The sequence below is a fragment of the Brevundimonas sp. genome, assembly GCF_041919755.1.
Taxonomy (GTDB): Bacteria; Pseudomonadota; Alphaproteobacteria; order Caulobacterales; family Caulobacteraceae; genus Brevundimonas.
In genome coordinates, this window is the sequence record NZ_JAYRTD010000001.1 from 77,526 (window position 1) to 94,619 (window position 17,094).

General features: G+C 67.0%; 18 protein-coding genes. 8 read left to right on the forward strand and 10 right to left on the reverse strand.

What is annotated here, in order from left to right; translation table 11 throughout:
* From ACE3TH_RS00435 to dprA, 4 genes are read left to right on the forward strand one after another with little or no spacing between them, the layout of a single operon-like run.
* The gene (locus tag ACE3TH_RS00435) at nt 1-984 is read left to right on the forward strand and encodes an aspartate carbamoyltransferase catalytic subunit (RefSeq protein WP_374596326.1); all 984 of its coding nucleotides are present in this window, start codon (nt 1-3) and stop codon (nt 982-984) included.
* Nucleotides 981-2,267 (forward strand): dihydroorotase, encoded by a 1,287-nt coding sequence (gene pyrC, locus ACE3TH_RS00440; protein ID WP_374596328.1) that lies wholly within the window; start codon nt 981-983, stop codon nt 2,265-2,267. Before ACE3TH_RS00435 ends, pyrC begins: the two co-directional genes overlap by 4 nt.
* Before the next feature lie 29 nt (nt 2,268-2,296).
* Nucleotides 2,297-2,935 (forward strand): glycerol-3-phosphate 1-O-acyltransferase PlsY, encoded by a 639-nt coding sequence (gene plsY, locus ACE3TH_RS00445; RefSeq protein ID WP_374597085.1) that lies wholly within the window; start codon nt 2,297-2,299, stop codon nt 2,933-2,935.
* Nucleotides 2,932-4,020, forward strand: coding sequence for a DNA-processing protein DprA (dprA, locus tag ACE3TH_RS00450; protein WP_374596330.1), 1,089 nt, complete (start codon nt 2,932-2,934; stop codon nt 4,018-4,020). The genes plsY and dprA overlap by 4 nt, the downstream gene beginning before the upstream one ends.
* Here the strand turns inward: dprA and ACE3TH_RS00455 are convergent.
* A complete protein-coding gene (locus tag ACE3TH_RS00455) occupies nt 4,017-4,256 on the reverse strand; it encodes a hypothetical protein (RefSeq protein WP_374596332.1) in 240 nt (79 codons plus the stop codon). The genes dprA and ACE3TH_RS00455 overlap by 4 nt on opposite strands.
* A 154-nt stretch (nt 4,257-4,410) precedes the next feature.
* On the opposite strand from ACE3TH_RS00455, the gene topA reads away from it, so the two are divergent.
* Complete coding sequence (gene topA / locus ACE3TH_RS00460; RefSeq protein ID WP_374596334.1) at nt 4,411-7,041, forward strand: type I DNA topoisomerase; 2,631 nt, start codon at nt 4,411-4,413, stop codon at nt 7,039-7,041.
* A gap of 23 nt (nt 7,042-7,064) precedes the next feature.
* Here topA and ACE3TH_RS00465 read toward each other — a convergent pair whose 3' ends face one another.
* The 3 genes from ACE3TH_RS00465 to ACE3TH_RS00475 form a co-directional block, all read right to left on the reverse strand.
* The gene (locus ACE3TH_RS00465; protein WP_374596336.1) at nt 7,065-7,496 is read right to left on the reverse strand and encodes a J domain-containing protein; all 432 of its coding nucleotides are present in this window, start codon (nt 7,494-7,496) and stop codon (nt 7,065-7,067) included.
* Nucleotides 7,497-7,509: 13 nt separating this feature from the next.
* Nucleotides 7,510-8,349 (reverse strand): division plane positioning ATPase MipZ, encoded by an 840-nt coding sequence (locus ACE3TH_RS00470; RefSeq protein ID WP_374596338.1) that lies wholly within the window; start codon nt 8,347-8,349, stop codon nt 7,510-7,512.
* Nucleotides 8,350-8,476: 127 nt separating this feature from the next.
* Nucleotides 8,477-9,124, reverse strand: a complete 648-nt coding sequence (locus ACE3TH_RS00475; RefSeq protein ID WP_374596340.1) for a hypothetical protein — start codon at nt 9,122-9,124, stop codon at nt 8,477-8,479.
* Between the two features lie 38 nt (nt 9,125-9,162).
* Here ACE3TH_RS00475 and panC point away from each other — a divergent pair, with 38 nt between their 5' ends.
* A complete protein-coding gene (gene panC, locus ACE3TH_RS00480) occupies nt 9,163-10,038 on the forward strand; it encodes a pantoate--beta-alanine ligase (RefSeq protein WP_374596342.1) in 876 nt (291 codons plus the stop codon).
* A gap of 9 nt (nt 10,039-10,047) precedes the next feature.
* Here panC and ACE3TH_RS00485 read toward each other — a convergent pair whose 3' ends face one another.
* Genes ACE3TH_RS00485 through ACE3TH_RS00510 form a run of 6 tightly spaced genes read right to left on the reverse strand, consistent with a single transcriptional unit; the run spans nt 10,048 to nt 14,677 of the window.
* A complete protein-coding gene (locus ACE3TH_RS00485) occupies nt 10,048-11,745 on the reverse strand; it encodes a hypothetical protein (RefSeq protein WP_374596344.1) in 1,698 nt (565 codons plus the stop codon).
* Between the two features lie 55 nt (nt 11,746-11,800).
* Nucleotides 11,801-12,088, reverse strand: a complete 288-nt coding sequence (locus ACE3TH_RS00490; protein ID WP_374596346.1) for a peptidase inhibitor I78 — start codon at nt 12,086-12,088, stop codon at nt 11,801-11,803.
* On the reverse strand, nt 12,085-12,378 hold the full coding sequence (locus ACE3TH_RS00495) for an I78 family peptidase inhibitor (protein WP_374596347.1): 294 nt from the start codon (nt 12,376-12,378) through the stop codon (nt 12,085-12,087). The genes ACE3TH_RS00490 and ACE3TH_RS00495 overlap by 4 nt, the downstream gene beginning before the upstream one ends.
* A gap of 25 nt (nt 12,379-12,403) precedes the next feature.
* Nucleotides 12,404-12,670 carry a hypothetical protein gene (locus ACE3TH_RS00500; protein ID WP_374596349.1) on the reverse strand — a complete coding sequence of 89 codons (267 nt, stop codon included), beginning with the start codon at nt 12,668-12,670 and terminating at the stop codon, nt 12,404-12,406.
* Between the two features lie 47 nt (nt 12,671-12,717).
* On the reverse strand, nt 12,718-13,179 hold the full coding sequence (locus ACE3TH_RS00505) for a DNA polymerase III subunit chi (RefSeq protein WP_374596351.1): 462 nt from the start codon (nt 13,177-13,179) through the stop codon (nt 12,718-12,720).
* Between the two features lie 22 nt (nt 13,180-13,201).
* Nucleotides 13,202-14,677 carry a leucyl aminopeptidase gene (locus ACE3TH_RS00510; RefSeq protein WP_374596353.1) on the reverse strand — a complete coding sequence of 492 codons (1,476 nt, stop codon included), beginning with the start codon at nt 14,675-14,677 and terminating at the stop codon, nt 13,202-13,204.
* 138 nt (nt 14,678-14,815) lie between these two features.
* Here ACE3TH_RS00510 and ACE3TH_RS00515 point away from each other — a divergent pair, with 138 nt between their 5' ends.
* Together ACE3TH_RS00515 and lptG are read left to right on the forward strand one after the other, a co-directional pair.
* Complete coding sequence (locus tag ACE3TH_RS00515) at nt 14,816-15,943, forward strand: LptF/LptG family permease (RefSeq protein ID WP_374596354.1); 1,128 nt, start codon at nt 14,816-14,818, stop codon at nt 15,941-15,943.
* Nucleotides 15,940-17,067, forward strand: a complete 1,128-nt coding sequence (gene lptG, locus ACE3TH_RS00520) for an LPS export ABC transporter permease LptG (protein ID WP_374596356.1) — start codon at nt 15,940-15,942, stop codon at nt 17,065-17,067. Before ACE3TH_RS00515 ends, lptG begins: the two co-directional genes overlap by 4 nt.
* The last annotated feature ends 27 nt before the right edge of the window (nt 17,068-17,094 follow it).

Consider the following 17,094-nt stretch of genomic DNA (forward strand, 5'->3'; position numbering starts at 1 on the left):
ATGAGACAGCCCGACGCCCTCACCGATCTGATTCGCGAACGGCTGATGCCGTTTCCAAAGGCCCATTTCCTCGCCGCCGGCGACCTCAATGCCGCGATCGCCCCTGCCCTGCTGGATCTGGCCGACGCCTTCGTCGATCTGAACCGGTCCAATGCCAAGGGCCTGGACCTGATGCGCGGGCGCACGGTGGTGAACCTGTTCTTTGAAAACTCCACGCGGACCAGCGCTTCGTTCGAGATCGCGGCCAAGCGGCTGGGGGCGGATGTGACGGCGCTGTCGCCCAATACGTCCTCCGTGGCCAAGGGCGAGACCCTGATCGATACGGCGGCGACGCTGAACGCCATGAAGCCGGACGTGCTGGTTGTCCGCCATTCGGCTTCCGGCGCGGCGGATTTGCTCAGCCAGAAGGTCGGCTGTGCGGTCGTCAACGCCGGCGACGGGCGTCACGAGCATCCGACCCAGGCCCTGCTGGACCTGCTGAGCCTGCGCCGGGCGTTCGGCGATGTGGGCGGTCTGACGGTCGCCATCTGCGGCGACATCGCCCACAGCCGCGTGGCGCGGTCCAATGTGGCCCTGCTGTCGATGATGGGCGCGCGGGTGCGGCTGATCGGGCCGCCGACACTGGTGCCGGGCGATGCCGACCGCTGGGGCTGTGAGGTGTTTCACGACATGAAGGACGGTCTGCAGGGCTGCGACGTCGTGATGATGCTGCGTCTTCAGCTGGAGCGAATGGAGGGCGCGCTGGTGCCTTCGACCCGCGAATATTTCCGCTTCTGGGGCCTGGACCGCGAGAAGCTGGCCTGGGCCAAGCCCGGAGCGAAGGTCATGCATCCGGGGCCGATGAACCGGGGCGTGGAGATCGATTCCGACGTCGCCGACGACCTGTCGGTGTCCCTGATCCAGGATCAGGTCGAGATGGGCGTGGCGGCGAGAATGGCAGTCCTCGCGGCCCTGTCCGTACGGCTGGATGGAGACGCGGCATGAGCGCTCTCGCAATCCTGAACGCCCGCCTGATCGATCCGGCGTCCGACTATGACGGCCCCGGCGCGGTGCTGGTCGAGGACAGACAGATCGTCGAGGTGATCCGGGGCACTCATGCGGTCGCGCCCGCCGGTATCAAGGTCATCGACGCCGACGGCCGCTGTCTGGCCCCCGGCCTGATCGACATCCGGGTCAAGACGGGCGAGCCGGGCGCCGAACCCAGGGAGACGCTGAAATCGGCGGCCCAGTCGGCGGCGGCCGGCGGCGTCACCACCATCGTCATCCAGCCCGACACCGATCCGGCGCTCGACGACCCGGCCACGATCGACTTCATCCAGCGGCGCGGGGCCGCGCTGGGGCTGGTCAACGTCCGCGCCGCCGGGGCCGCCACCCGGACCTGCGACGGCCAGCGCATGGCCGAGATCGGTCTGATGGACGAAGCCGGTGCGGTGTACTTCACCGACGTCGACCGCGTGATCTCCAATACCCGCACCCTGCAGCGGGTCATGAGCTATGCCACCACCTTCAACGCCCTGATTTCCTGCCGCCCGGCTGATCCCTGGCTGTCGGAGGGGGCTGTGGCGACCAGTGGCGAACTGGCCACCCGACTGGGCCTGTCGTCGGTGCCCGCCATCGCCGAACGCATCCAGCTGGAGCGTGATCTGGCCCTGGTCGAACAGACAGGCGCGCGCTTCCTGGTGGACCAGATTTCGACCGAGGGCGCGCTGGAAACCCTGGCCCGCGCGCGCGCCAAGGGACTGGAGATCGCCGCCTCGGTGTCGGTCAACCACCTGTGCTTCAACGAGATCGACATCGGCGACTACCGCACCTTCTACCGGCTGGACCCGCCGCTCCGCAGCGAGGCCGACCGACAGGCCCTGATCGAGGCGGTGCGCGAAGGCCTGATCGACGTCATCACCTCCGCCCACGCCCCGGCCCCCGCCGAGGACAAGCGTCGGCCGTTCAGCGAGGCAACGCCCGGAGCCATCGGGCTGGAAACTCTGCTGCCCGCCGCCCTGACCCTGCATCACGAGGCGGGGCTGGACCTGCTGGATGTGCTGCGTCCCTTGACCCATGGCCCGGCCAGTCTGCTGGGCTTTGACGCGGGGCGCTTGGCCGAGGGCGCACCCGCCGACCTCATCCTGTTCGACGCCAACGCCCCCGTTGTGATCGACGCCGCCACGCTGAAATCCAAATCCAAGAACTCGCCGTTCGACGGCCGCCGCCTGCAAGGCAAGGTCTTGCTCACCGTCGTCGGTGGCCGCATCGTCCACGGCGACGTCTGACAGGAGCGAATCAGTTGCCCGAACCCGCCATGCCTTTCGCGGCTATGCTCGCCCTTATGGCGGTTGGCGGCTATCTGCTGGGCTCCATTCCGTTCGGCGTGATCCTGACGCGGCTGGGCGGCGCGGGCGACGTTCGCAGCATCGGCTCGGGCAATATCGGCGCGACCAATGTGCTGAGGACCGGGCGCAAGGACCTGGCCATCGCGACACTGCTGCTGGATGCGGGCAAGGGCGCGGCGGCTCTGCTGCTGGCCAAGTTCCTTCTGGGCGGTGCGAGCCAGAATGCCGAGATCGCGGGTGCAGTAGCCGGTGGGGCGGCGTTTCTCGGCCACCTCTTTCCCGTCTGGCTGAAGTTCAAGGGCGGCAAGGGCGTGGCGACCTTCTTTGGCCTGATGCTGGCGGCCTGGTGGCCGCTGGGGCTGGCGGCGGCGGCGATCTGGCTGCTGACCGCGGCCTTGCTGAGAATGTCGTCGCTGGCGGCTCTGGTCGCATCGGCCGCGGCTCCTTTGATTGCGCTAATTCCCGTGGCCGCGCTGAAACTGCCCGCGCCTCAGCCCATTGCCGTGCTGGCGGCGCTCACCGCCGTGCTGATCTGGGTTAGGCACCACGAGAATATCGCCCGGCTGCTGAAGGGCGTGGAACCGCGCATCGGGGCCAAGTCGGCGTGAGCACAGGCCTGAGCGAAGCCGAGCGGTTCGCGCGGGTCCGCCTGGCCCGGACGGACAAGGTCGGCCCAGTCACCTTTCGCCAGTTGCTGGATAGGTTCGGCAGTGCGGCTCGCGCGGTCGAGGCCCTGCCCGACCTGATCCGCAAGGGTGGCGGCACAGGTCATACCCTGCCCACCGTCGCGTCCGTCGAGGCCGAACTGGCGGCGGGCGAGCGGATCGGCGCGCGGCTGATCGTGCTGGGCGAGACCGACTATCCCGAAATGCTGGCCGCGCTCGACCCGCCGCCACCCCTGCTCTGGACGCGGGGCGATGTCAGGCTGTTGGCCCGGCCCTGCATCGGCATAGTCGGCGCGCGCATCGCCTCGGCCGGGGGCCAGCGAATCGCCCGTGGTCTGGCCCAGCAACTGGGTCAGGCGGGTCATGTCGTGGTGTCGGGTCTGGCGCGCGGCATAGACGGGGCGGCCCATGCAGGCGCGCTGGAAACCGGTACGGTCGCGGTTCTTGGCGGCGGGGTGGACGACATCTATCCGCCCGACAATGCCGACCTCTATGTCCAGATCATGGAGCGCGGCTGCATCGTGTCCGAAAGCCCGGTTGGGGCGCGAGCCCAGGCGCGGGACTTTCCTCGCCGCAACCGCATCATCTCAGGACTGTCGCGCGGAGTGATCGTCGTCGAGGCCGAGATTCGCTCCGGCTCGCTGATCACGGCGCGACTGGCCGGCGAACAAGGGCGCGATGTGTTCGCTGTGCCCGGCTCACCGCTGGATCCACGCTCAAAAGGACCAAACGAACTGCTGCGTCAGGGAGCAATACTCTGCGAGGGACTGGAGGATGTGGAGCGGGCGTTCAACACCCTGCGGACCCTGCGCGAACCGGAGCACGGCAACCCGTTCGACGGCGCGCCGGACGAACTGGACGAGGCCCTGATTGAACAGGTGGCAGGTCTGCTGTCCCCCACGCCGACGCCCCGCGACGAACTGGCCCGGGCGCTGGGCGTCTCGATCGGCACGGTGGCCGCAGCCCTTCTGGAACTCAGCCTGGCCGGCCGCGCGACCCTGCTGGCCGGAGGCCTGGTGTCCCGCTAGCTGGCCCGCCGGCGGCGCGCGGTCGGATCGCGCACAGGCTCGACCACCTTGGGCACATTGGCCAGTCGGGCTGCGGCCTCGAGAGCCTGGGCCAAAGCGGGGTCGCCGTCCCACAGCGCCATCTGCGCCAGCTCTGTCGACATGGCGCGGATGTACTCCCGCACCGGATAGTCGCCCAGATCGACAGCCCGCTCTGTCTGCCTGGGCTCGGAGGTCGTTGCCGTCTCGGTTCGCATGCCCAATCCCTCTCTCGCACCGATCATTTGTTGCACAACCACTGGTTCGTTCGCAATCTGGAACACAATCATGAATATCTTCTGACACGGGTGCGATTGACAGCGAGGCTTGAGCCAACCACCTTCCCGGCCCTCTGAAAGGCCCCCTCCCCGCATGAACCTCGTCGTCGTCGAGAGCCCCGCAAAGGCCAAGACCATCAACAAATATCTCGGCTCGGACTATACGGTTCTGGCCTCCTACGGTCACGTCCGCGACCTGCCGTCCAAGGATGGCTCGGTCCTGCCTGACGACGATTTCGCCATGTCTTGGGAGATCGACGCCAAGGCCTCCAAGCGTTTGAGCGAGATCGCCGAGGTCGCCAAGAAGTCCGACCGCGTCATCCTGGCCACCGACCCCGACCGCGAGGGCGAGGCGATCAGCTGGCATGTGCTGGAGATCCTGACCAAGAAGAAGGTGCTGAAGGACACGCACGTCGAGCGCGTCACCTTCAACGCCATTACAAAGTCGGCCGTGCTGGAGGCCATGGCGGCCCCGCGCCAGATCGACATGGAACTGGTCGAGGCCTATCTGGCCCGGCGCGCGCTGGACTATCTGGTCGGCTTCAACCTGTCGCCGGTCCTGTGGCGCAAGCTGCCGGGCGCGCGCTCGGCGGGCCGTGTGCAGTCGGTCGCCCTGCGCATCGTCGTCGATCGCGAGATGGAGATCGAGAAGTTCAAGCCTCAGGAATACTGGTCCGTCGAGGCTGACCTGAACGCCGACAGCCCGCCCTTCACGGCGCGATTGGTCAAACATGCCGGCAAGCGGGTGCAGCGTCTGGACATCGTGTCTGAGGCCATGGCGAAGGCGGCGCACGACGCCATCAACACCGGAACATTCTCCGTTACCTCCGTGGAGAAGAAGCCGGTCAAGCGCGCGCCCAGCCCGCCCTTCATGACCTCCACTCTGCAACAGGAGGCCAGCCGCAAGCTTGGCTTCACGGCGCAGCGCACCATGCAGGCAGCCCAGAAGCTGTACGAAGGGGTGGATGATCAGGGCGGCCTGATCACCTATATGCGGACCGACGGGCTGTACGTCAGCCCGGAAGGCATCGCCCAGGCGCGTGAAGTCATCGGCGACCGCTTCGGTCCAGCCTATGTCCCGGAGCAGCCGCGCTATTACAAGACCAAGGCCAAGAACGCCCAGGAAGCGCACGAGGCTATCCGCCCGACCAACATGACCCGTGCGCCCGAGACCTTGCGTCTCGATGGCGACCTGCAGAAGCTGTACGAACTGATCTGGAAGCGGACGATCGCCAGCCAGATGGAGTCGGCGCGTCTGGACCGCACCACGGTCGAGATCGAGGAGCCGACCGGCCAGACCGCCCTGCGCGCCACCGGTCAGGTCGTGGCTTTCGACGGCTTCATGGCCGTCTATGAAGAGGGTCGCGACGACAAACCCAAGGACGGTGCCGACGACGAGGACGACACCACCCGCCTGCCCGCGCTGAAGGAAGGGGCCGTCGCCCAGGTCGATGAGATCCGTACCGACCAGCATTTCACCGAACCGCCGCCGCGCTATTCGGAAGCGACCCTTGTCAAGAAGCTGGAAGAGCTGGGGATTGGCCGGCCTTCGACCTATGCCTCCATCCTGACGACGCTGCGCGACCGCGAATATGTCCGCGTCGACAAGAACCGCTTCTATCCGGAGGACAAGGGGCGACTGGTCACGGCTTTCCTGGAGCAGTTCTTCGCCAAATGGGTCGAATACGACTTCACCGCCGCGCTGGAAAACCGGCTGGACGAGGTTTCGGCGGGCGATCTGGACTGGAAGGTGCTGCTCCGCGAGTTCTGGACCGACTTCCATGCCGCGACCAGCGCGGCGGGCGAGCTGCGGACCACAGCCATTCTCGATGCGCTGAACGAGTCCTTGGGGCCACACATATTTCCGAAGAAGGAGGATGGGTCCGATCCGCGCGAATGCCCCCTGTGCCATCAGGGTCAGCTGAGCTTGAAGACCAGCCGGTTCGGGGCCTTCGTCGGCTGCTCGCGCTATCCCGACTGCAAATTTACCCGGCCTGTGGCGTCTCCCGATGCGACGGACGGCGGGGCCGAGGGGGGCGATCGCGAACTGGGCGTCGATCCCGCGACCGGCCAACCTGTTCAGCTGAAGATCGGCCGCTTTGGCCCCTATGTCGAAACTACCCCCCCCGGCGAGGAGAAGCCGAAACGTTCATCCCTGCCCAAGGGCTGGTCGCCCGCGTCGCTGACGCTGGATCAGGCCCTGCGCCTCCTGGCCCTGCCGCGCGAGGTCGGGCCGCATCCCGAGGACGGCAAGATGATCACGGCGGGCCTCGGTCGCTATGGCCCGTTCGTGCTGCACGCCGGCACATATGCTAATGTAGCCGACATCGACGAGGTGTTCGAGGTCGGGCTGAACCGTGCCGTCGTCCTGCTGGCCGAGAAGCGGGCGGGCAAGTTCGCCGGGCGTGGGGCAGCGGCAGCGCCGCTGAAGGACCTGGGTGCGCACCCGGAAACCGGCGAGCCTATCCACGTCATGGCCGGCCGCTTCGGTCCATATGTAAAGTCGGGCAAGATCAATGCGACCCTGCCCAAGGGCACGGCCCCTGAGGACCTGACGCTGGACGAGGCCCTGCCCCTGCTGGCAGCGCGGGCTGCGGCGGCACCGGCCAAGGGCAAGAAGGCTCCGGCCAAGAAGGCGGCACCGAAGAAGGCGGCGGCGAAGAAGCCTGCTGCCAAGAGACCAGCGGCAAAGAAGAAGGCCCCGGTGACAAAGGCCGAAAGCTGATCCCTCTCCCCTCGGCGAGACGACTATTTCCCGAGTAGCCGATCCCGCGCCGCATTCAGCCGTGACGCCAACCCCTCCGTGCCGCCCTGATCGGGATGAGCCCGGCCCATCAGGCGTTTCCAGGCGGCGTTGATTTGGCCGGGGGTGGCGTCGGCAGTGACGCCGAGCAACGACCGGGCCTCGGCATCAGTCAGGCCCGCGCTGCGGGGTGGCAGCGGGCGGTGGCGAGAGGCGAAGGTCAACCACAGTCCCGCGCCAATCAGGCCGACGGCGGGCAGCCAGGCGCTGCGAAAGGCCAGCAGGACGCCACAGCCGATCAGGACGGACGCGAACAGCGTCGCCGCAACCCGCCAGTGGGCCCGCCCGCGACGGCCGGAGTCCCGCTCGGTCTGACGGCCCAGCCGGATCAGGGCCCAGACGGCGACGGCGGCCAGGGCCAGCCAGGCAAGGCTCATGTGGTCACTGTGATCACGCCGCCGCGTCGAGCGGCGTCGACAGGGACGCGTCTTCCAGACCCAGGGCCTGCATAAGGTTACGCATCTCCTGACGCGCCGCGACATGGGCCAGCGACACCGCGACCGGGCGAATGTCGTTGTTCAGGTCTGCCACGGTCAGGCCAAACGGAAACAGCTCGCGATAAATGACCCTGTCGCGCAGGCCCGGCCCCATACGGAAGCCGACGCGCTTGGACAGTTTCTGCATCCGCTCTTCCAGGCGGCGGCGGTTGCGCGCCTCGGCCACAGCCAAGCGGTTGGCGACCACGATCCAGTCGATGGTGGCGTTGCGGCCGCGCGTGATCGCCCGCTGCTTGCGCGCCTCCCAGACGCTCTCGGAATAGATGGACGGCTTGATCAGGTCCATCGTCCCGGGATCGACCTGACCCAGCAGGTCGAAGTCGACGAAACTGTCATTCATCGGCGTGACGATCTGGTCGGCCAGGCCGTGGGCCAGCCGCGACAGGACGGTGTCACCGCCAGGCGTATCGATCAGGATGACGTCAGCGTTGGCCTGTGCCTCGGCGAAGGCAGCCTGGAACGTCGCGGTCTGCTCGGCCTCGTCCGCGCGGGCCAGGGCCTTGCCGTCGCCCAGATCAGGCTCGGTCGGCATGGGCAGGGGCTGCTGGTTGGCGGCGGACCAGGCGGCACGATTGGCGAAGAAGTGCGACAGCGACCGTTGGCGCAGATCCAGATCGATGATGGCCACCCGCTTGCCCGCATGCAGCAGGCCGGTGACGATGTGGATGGCCAGGGTGGACTTGCCGGCCCCGCCCTTTTCATTACCGACGACGATGACTGTGGGATCCGACATGGATGCGCTTGCCTCGATGCGACCGCCGACTCAGACGCGCGGTCATAGGCCTACAGGGTCGCGTCCGGCGCGCCGGACGTCAACGAGACCTTAACAGCATAACTGTGGATGCTCGAGCGTGGATGTCTCAGGTGGCGCGGTGGCACCACGGGTCATCGATCCCGGCCGCCGCACAGACGGCAGGCGCACCGGCGGGCGGCGTCTGGACCTTCAGCCGCACCAGACGGCGGCCGTTGACCTCAACGGTCTCGTAAACCGGCGTCAGCCCTTCCAGCGCCCAGGCGGCGCTGCCGGACTTCAGCCGGGCCCACGCCGCGCGCGCCGCTTCCTCGCTGGCATAGGCGCCCAGCTGGACCAGACCGGACGAGGGTCGCATGACCGTTTCCAGCGGCACATCCTGCGCGTGAATGGCCGGGCGCAGTGCTGCACCGTCTGCACCGTCTTCAACCTGCCGCACAACCGCGCGCGACACGACCGGCTTGACGGTATCGGCCACGCCATCGACTACGGCGTCCGTCGCCGAGGCGATGCCGTCACGCGCGTCCCAGAAGTCGTGCACATCCATGACATCGACCTTCAGCGCGGGTCGAAGGCCACCCTGCGCCTGCGCATTCACGGACTGACTTTTCGGCTGCGCCTGGCCTTCCAGCGGAATGTCGGCCACCTGCTGGGCCATCGTCTCGAAGCGGTGCGGGTCCTCGACGGCACCACAAGCACTGATCCCCGCCATGGCGAGCAGGACCAGCACTGGACGGACGCAAGCGACGAAGGTCATAAGGCACACCCTGCCACAGCGATTTTGAAAGCGGGTTAATGGACCAGACGATCCCTCCTACCCTGCCGCTCGTCACCACCGTCGCCGATCTACGCGAGACTGTCGGTGGCTGGAAGAAGCAGGGCCTCACTGTTGGCTTCGTCCCGACCATGGGGGCGCTTCACGAAGGGCATCTGACCCTGGTGCGCGAGGCCGGTCAGCAGGCCGACCGCGTGGTGGCCAGCGTTTTCGTCAATCCGACCCAGTTCGCGGCGCATGAGGATCTGGGCTCCTATCCGCGCCAAGAGGCGCGCGACGCGGAACTGCTGGCCGGCGCAGGATGCCACCTGATGTTCGCCCCGACGACGGGCGATATGTATCCTGAGGGGTTCTCCACCGGTGTCAGTGTGGGCGGACCGTCCGAAGGACTGGAGACCGACTTCCGCCCCCACTTCTTCGGCGGCGTCGCGGTGGTGGTGGCCAAGCTGCTGAACCAGGTCCAGGCCGATGTCGCCGTCTTCGGCGAGAAGGACTACCAGCAGCTGATGGTCGTGCGGCGCATGGTTCGAGATCTCGACATCCCCACTCGCATCGTCGGTGCCCCGACCCAGCGCGACGGCTATGGCCTGGCCCTGTCGTCGCGCAACGCCTATCTGTCAGCCGACGAGATCGAGGTGGCCCGGCGGCTGAACGGGATTCTGGCGTTGGCCGCAGCCGATGCGACGGCTGGAGCTTCGGTCGCGGAGATCGAGGCCCAGGCGGCCAGATCCCTTCTGGAGGCCGGTTTTGCCAAGGTGGACTATGTCGCCATCCGACAGGCCGACAGTCTGGCGACCTTCGACGCGGATAGGGTTGATCAACCGGGACGCATCCTCGCCGCCGCCTGGCTGGGCAAGACCCGGCTGATCGACAACATGGCGGTGCCGGCGGGCTGAACCGGTTCGCTAAGCCAGGTTGAGAGACATCTCCCCGCCCACCCATTCCACCCGCGACCGACGCCGCGCGTCATCCGCTGCCGCGTCATTACCCAACGCCGTCTCGGCCTGCGCCAGGACGAAATAGCTGTAGGGGTCGCTGGGCCAGTCTTCCAGCAGTTCGAAAACCTTGGCCCGCGCTGCGGCGGCGTCGCCCTTTGCCAGCAAGGCGGCGGCCAGGCTGCGGCGGATCGGGTACCAGATGATGGGAGGGTCGCCGCCCTCCTCGCCCATGCCCTGAATTTCGGCAGCACGACCGAACGCGGTGACGGCGGCGTCCGCATCGCCCGCCAGCATGGCCGCACGGCCTTCCAGGATACGCTGGCTGATCTCGACGAACCCGGCCCGCATCTCGACCATGGGTCCGGTCGCGAAGGACGGATGGCCACGCAGGGTAGCGATGGCCTCTGCCTCGGCTCGAACGGCTGCGACGTCACCGGCCCGCGCCGCCGCCTCACCCCGGGCATAGTGCCAGCTGATCTGCATCATCGGCAGGCTGTCGGCCGGCTTCTTCAGGGCGGCGACCTGCTCGGGCGACCCGTAGCGGCCATACAGGGCATAGGCATTGTTCGACATGGCCTGACGCCACAGATTGTCCGGCGACACCTCCGGATAGGTGGTCAGAAACCCTTCGGCCAGCCTCAGCCCCTCCTCGGCCCCGCCCACCATCAGCGCTCCGCCCATGCCGAAATGCAGGTTGTGGCCATGCAGCGGCATGCCGACCACTCCGCCCGGAGGAGCCGCCAGTTCGTTGTATCGCTTGTCCAGCGCCACGGCGTTGACGTTGGACATCATGGCGTCCTTGTAGCGCCCAACGCGATAGAAGGTGTGCGACGGCATGTGCACCAGATGGCTGGCCGACGGTGCGAGACGCGCCAGCCGCTCGCCGTAGGGTATGGCCTTGTGCGGATCGTCCGACCATTCGGTCAGGTGGATATACAGGTGGATGGTGCCGGGATCGTCCGGGGCCTTCGCCAGCGACGTCTCCAGAATGCTCATGGCTCGGGGGATGGCCGGATCGGCGGCCTTGCCGTCGTCGTCCCACCATGTCTCGGCCTTCAGCATCCAGGCATCGGCGGTCAGGGCGGCCAGGGTCACATCATCCGGATGGCGCAGCGCAATGCGATCCATTCGGGTGGCATAGCGTTCGGCACGCGTGGCCTCGCGGCCTGAATAGCGCTGGATCAGGGCGTCGATCATCTGGCGCTGCATCGGCGTGGCATGGCGGCCTAGACGACGGGCGTCGCGCGCGGCCTTCAGCGCCGTGAACTGACTGTCGGGATCGTTGCCGCCGCCGTTCAGGTTGGGCCCCAGCGCCCAGGCCTCGCCCCAGGCGCACATGGCGCAGCTCGGATCGAGCAAGCGGGCCTTGCGAAAGGCCCGCACCGATTCCGAATGCTCGAACGCCCAGCGCAACCTTATGCCGTGGTTGAACCAGGCCTGGGCTTCGGGATTGGCCGTATCGATCAGAAAGCCGCCGTCGCCAAATCCCTCGACCATAACCATGTCGGCCACGGGCGTGCCGCTATCGGCCGTGCCCGCGCGTCCGCAGACCTGCGGATTTTCGATCAGCTCCCGCGCTGCTCGATCCGCCGTCGCATCGGCCACGGCCGCAGGCGCACACATTATGCTGCCCAGACAGACGCCCGCCAGAAGAATGGTCCGCATGATCGTGTCTCCCTGCCCTGATACATCATGGACCGGGAGACGCGTCAGGCCAAGATCACCCGCAATCGACCGACTTGATGATGCCCGTCGCCTGATCGAAGCGCACATTTAGCCGATCGGGCCGCAGGTCGCGGGTCGTCGGACAGGTCGTGCAGACGATCCGAACATTGGCGTCGGGCGCGAAGGTCACCACGCCAACATGCGTGCCCACCAGCGACTGGGCGTCCGCCGCGTTGCAACGCTGCGGTCCACCCGCGACCGGCACGGCGGGCGCCGAGGCCTCCATCGGTGCGCATGCCGCAGCGCCCAAGGCTGCGACGGCAGCGATTGCCAGCGCCCTCATCCGCATTTGACCTGACGGATCACGCCGGTCGCTTCTTCATAGACGATGTTTAGTCGCGTGGGATTATAGTCCATCGTCACCGGGCAGGTCGTGCAGGTCACGCGCCAGGTCTCGTTGGCCGGCTTGGCGGGCAGTTCGGAGCGATTGCGGCCCACGAACCGCTGATACTGGTCGGCCTTGCACTGGGTCGGGCCATCGGCGGGCGGCATGGGCGTAGTCGTATCCTCCATCGGCGCACAGGCGGCGACCATCAGGCCGGTGGCGGCGAGAACGACAGTCAGGGTCTTCATGGCTTGGTCTCCCTAGGGTTCAGGCTTATCCGCAGCGGACCTGTTCGACGATCTCGGTGCGTTCGTTGAAGAAGATGTTCAGGCGATAGGGCGAATAGTCTTCGGTGATCGCGCATGTCGTGCAGGCGACCCGACGGTTCACAACCTGCACCGGCACGGGGATTTCGGTCTTGGGCTTGCCGACCAGCCATTGCAGTTCACCCGCCTTGCAGAGGTCAGCGGTCGGATCCTGCGGCACACGGCTGCCCACCGGCTGATTCAGCTGGGCTTCCTCGATGGTGCGCGGAGCCACGGCATCCGAAGCGGGCGTCGAACACGCGGCCAGTCCGGCCAGGGCAATCAGGCCGCCTTTTCCCAGCGCCCCTCGGGTGATTGTTTCCAGTAGGCCAGATTGGCCCCCGCGTCCTTCAGCGTCTTCCAGCGTACGCGGGCGCCGGTCAGCGCCGTCTCGTTCCGTCCGTCGAAGATGATGAAGCATCGCTGGAAACCCTCCGTTGCGCCCATGTCTGAGCCGTCCACGATGAACAGCGCCTGAGCGCCGTTTGGGTTCTCCGACGATTCGGTCAGCAGTATGGGCTGACGCGCCGACTCAGGCTGGTCCGCGCGGCCGTGGGCCAGAAAACTGTCGTCCCGATAGGTCCACAGCCGGGCGTCGAGGTCTTCCAGCAGCCGCGCATCCGAAGACCGGACCAGCGCCCGCCAGCCGCGCTCGCGCGTCTTCTCCAGCAGGCCGGGCAGCACCTCGTCCAGCGTGGATCGCTCCAGATGGTAGAACCAGATTTCCGGCTTGGCGTCAGACACCCGGCTCTACCTCTGCAGTCCCTCAGCCTTCGTAGGAATCCGCCACCATGCGGTCCAGGGTGCGCACACCCCAGCCGACAGCACCGTCGGGAACGGTCGGATTGCGGCTGTCCTTGACCCAGGCCACCGGCGCGATGTCGATGTGCGCCCAGGGTGTGCCATTGGTGAAGCGCTGCAGGAACAGGGCCGCGGTGATCGAGCCACCGGCGCGCCCGTTGCCGGTGTTCTTCACATCGGCGATCGGGGTGTCGATGTGGCGCTCGTAGAAGGTCGGGATCGGCATGCGCCAGGCGTTCTCGCCGACCTTGGGTGCCGCAGCCAGGAAGTTATCGGCCAGTTCGTCGGAGTTCGAGAACACCCCGGCGTACTCCAGCCCCAGGGCGATGATCATGGCACCGGTCAGGGTCGCCAGATCCAGCATGAACTTCGGCTTGAACCGCTCCTGCGTGTACCAGAGGCAGTCCGCCAGAACGAGGCGACCCTCGGCGTCAGTGTTCAGCACCTCGACGGTCTGGCCGGACAGCGACTCCACGACGTCACCCGGACGCTGGGCATTACCGTCGGGCATATTCTCGACCAGGCCGATCACGCCGACCGCGTTCACCTTGGCCTTGCGGCCAGCCAGCGCATGCATCAGGCCGGTCACGGCGGCCGAACCGCCCATGTCCCACTTCATCTCTTCCATGCCATCGGCGGGCTTCAGGCTGATGCCGCCGGTGTCGAAGGTGACGCCCTTGCCGACAAAGGCGATGGGCTGGTCGCCCTTGGTGCCGCCATTCCACTTCATGATGGCGACCTGGCTCTCGCGGCGGCTGCCCTGGCCGACGGCCAGCAGTGTGCGGAAGCCCAGTTTCTCGAGCTCCTTCTCGCCCAGGATCTCGACCTCGAGGCCCAGTTTTTCCAGGCCCTTGACGCGCTTGGCGAACTCGACCGGATAAAGAACGTTGGCGGGCTCGGCCACCAGATCGCGCGCAAACTCGACGGCCTCGGCCACCGGCGACAGGGCATCATAGGCGGCCTGGGCGGCGGCGACATCGGCGGCGACGACCCGGATCGTCTCGATCGACGGCGTCTTGGCGGGCTTTAGCGTCGTGCGGTATTTCAGGAAGCGATAGGCCGCCAGACGGGCGGCAAAGGCGGCGCGGCCCGCTTGCTCAGCGGTCAGATAATAGGCGTCGATTGTCAGTGAGGTTGCGCCCGACATTTTGACCGCGTGATAGGCGGCACCGGCGGCGGCTTCCAGCGCCAGGTCGTCGAACTTGTCGGCCTCGCCCGCGCCGGTCAGCACGATGGATGCGGCATTGACGCCCGCCGGTGCAGCCACGACCAGGGTGCTGTTGGTCCCGCCGGTAAAGCGGCTGTGGCTCATCGCCTTCGTCAGGCTGCCACCGGTCGCGGTGTCCAGATGGGTGCCCATGCCGACGAAGGCGCGGCCTTCGTGGACCAGGACAGCCAGAACCTCGGCGGCTTCGGCGGATGTGACGAACTCGATCTTCATGGACAACTCCCGCCGGGTGTTACGCCCTCGGCTGGCGATGGGTAGGACAAGGGACGCCACCGGTTTCGCCGGGGCATCGCGGTGTGTATTAGATGCGCTCCGCAGCCGCCACCCGCAACCGGGCGATTTCCACCGTTCATGACGCTGATTCAGAGATATCTCTTTCGCCAGATCGGCCGTCCCGTGGCGGCGGCATGCGCGGCCCTGGCCGGGATCGGCATTCTGAGCCAGAGCCTGGACCAGCTGGAGATCATCGTCGAACGTGGCCAGAGCGTTTGGGTCATGCTGAAGCTGACCCTTCTGGCCGTGCCTCAGCTGCTGGCGGTGATCCTGCCCATCGGCCTGTTCGTCGGCGCTCTGATCGCCCTCACCCGACTGCAACGCGAGCAGGAGCTGACGGCGGTTTTCGCCTCTGGGGTGACGCGATGGGCCGCGATTCGCCCCGCCATCCGTCTGGCGGCGATCGTGGCGATACTGACGCTCCTGATCACCACCATCGTCCAGCCCTGGGCCCAGCGCACGGCGCGCGCCGAGGCCTTCGCCATCCGCTCCGACATCGCCGCCCTGCTGGTCGAGGAAGGCGAGTTCGTCGAAGGTCCCGACGGCCTGACCGTATATGTCCAGCAGATCGAACAGAGCGGCCTGCTGAAGAACCTCTTCATCTACCTGCCCGACGGCGACGACGCGACGACCTGGGATGCAGCCGAGGCGCGGTTCGAGCGCATCGACGGCGCGCCGATGCTGACCATGCTGAACGGCTCGACCACCCGCTATTCCAGCCGGGGCGTTCTGACCTATGGCTCGTTCGACCGGAACGTCTTCGACCTGTCGCCCTACATCGACGCGACCGAACGTCCCCGGTTCAAGCCGACCGATCTTTATCTGACCCAGCTGTTCGACCCGGCCCCTCAGGACGTCGGCACTGTCGGATCGCGCGGTGAGCTGACGGCAGAGGGGCATGCCCGGCTCTCGGCCCCGCTCTATGCCCTCATGGCCATGGCCATGGCGCTGGCGGCCATCATGGGCGGGCAGTTCAGCCGCACCGGCTATTCCCTGCGCATCGCCAAGGCGGCGGCCGCCTTTCTCGTCGTGCGGGTGGTCGGCTACGGCATCGTGGCCGGCAGTGCCTGGAACAGCTGGCTGAACATCCTGCAGTATCTCTTGCCGATCGTGGCGACGGCGATCGCCCTGCGTCTGCTGTTCCGCGCTTTGAAGCCCCGTCGCAGCCGCCGCGTGAGACGCGCTCTGAAGGCTCAGGCCGCATGACCCGTCCGACACTTACCGCTCCGCTGTTCCGCCTCGGCCGGATCGAACGCTATGTGCTGGTCCAGCAGGCGCGTTCGCTCGCCGTGGCCCTCGGCATAATCGCCGCCCTGATCATGCTGATCGACTTCGTGGAGATATCGCGCGGCGTCGGCTCGGATGTCGATCTGTCGGCCGCGCGAATCCTGGGCCTCATGCTGCTGAAGTCGCCGCAGGTGATCGTGCAGCTCCTGCCCTTCGTCTTCCTGTTCGGAACATTGGCGGCCTATGTCGGCCTGAACAGGCGCAGCGAGCTGATCGCCATGCGCGCGGCCGGACTGTCGGCTTGGAGGTTCGTACTGCCCGCAGCGGGCGCGGCTTTTCTGTTCGGCGTGCTGACCGTCACCGTGTTGGGACCAATGTCGGCTTCGGCGGACGGACTATTCCAACGCGAGCGCGCACGGCTGTCCGGCTCGGTCGCCGGGGCCGACAGCAATCAAGCCGTCTGGATCCGCGAAGGCGACGACACGCGTCAGATGGTCATCCGCGCCGCGCGTCAGGATCGCGCCAGCGCCCGCCTGCTGGACGTCACCTTCTTCATCTACACCGCCGATGCCGACGGACTTCGCCAGTTCTCCGAACGCATCGATGCCCAGTCCGCGGCCCTGGCCCAGGGCCGATGGCGCCTGACCGATGCCCTGGGTGCCCAGGCCGGCCAGCGCGCCGTGCGCTATGCCACCCTGGACCTGCCCTCCAGCCTGGCTGACGACGAGGCATTCGAGCGATTTGCCCGTCCTCAGTCCACACCCTTCTGGTCCCTGCCCGGCCAGATCGCGCGCATCGAGGCGGCAGGCTTTTCGTCCACAGCCTATCGTTTGAGGCTGGACCAGCTCCTGGCCACACCCCTGATGTTCGCCGCCATGTCCATCCTCGCGGCCGCCTTCTCCTTGCGGCTGATGCGGTTGGGCGATCTGGCCAAGATGAGCACGGCGGCCGTCGTGCTGGGTTTCGGCTTCTTCTTCGTCAATCAGGCGGCGTCGGCTTTTGGCTCGGCAGAGGTCATACCGCCCTGGCTCGCGGCCTGGCTGCCGCCCTTGATGACGGCCCTCGCGGCCTTCACCTTGCTGTTCTATACCGAAGACGGCTAAGCGACCTGTTCGCCTGCGCCTTCCGTT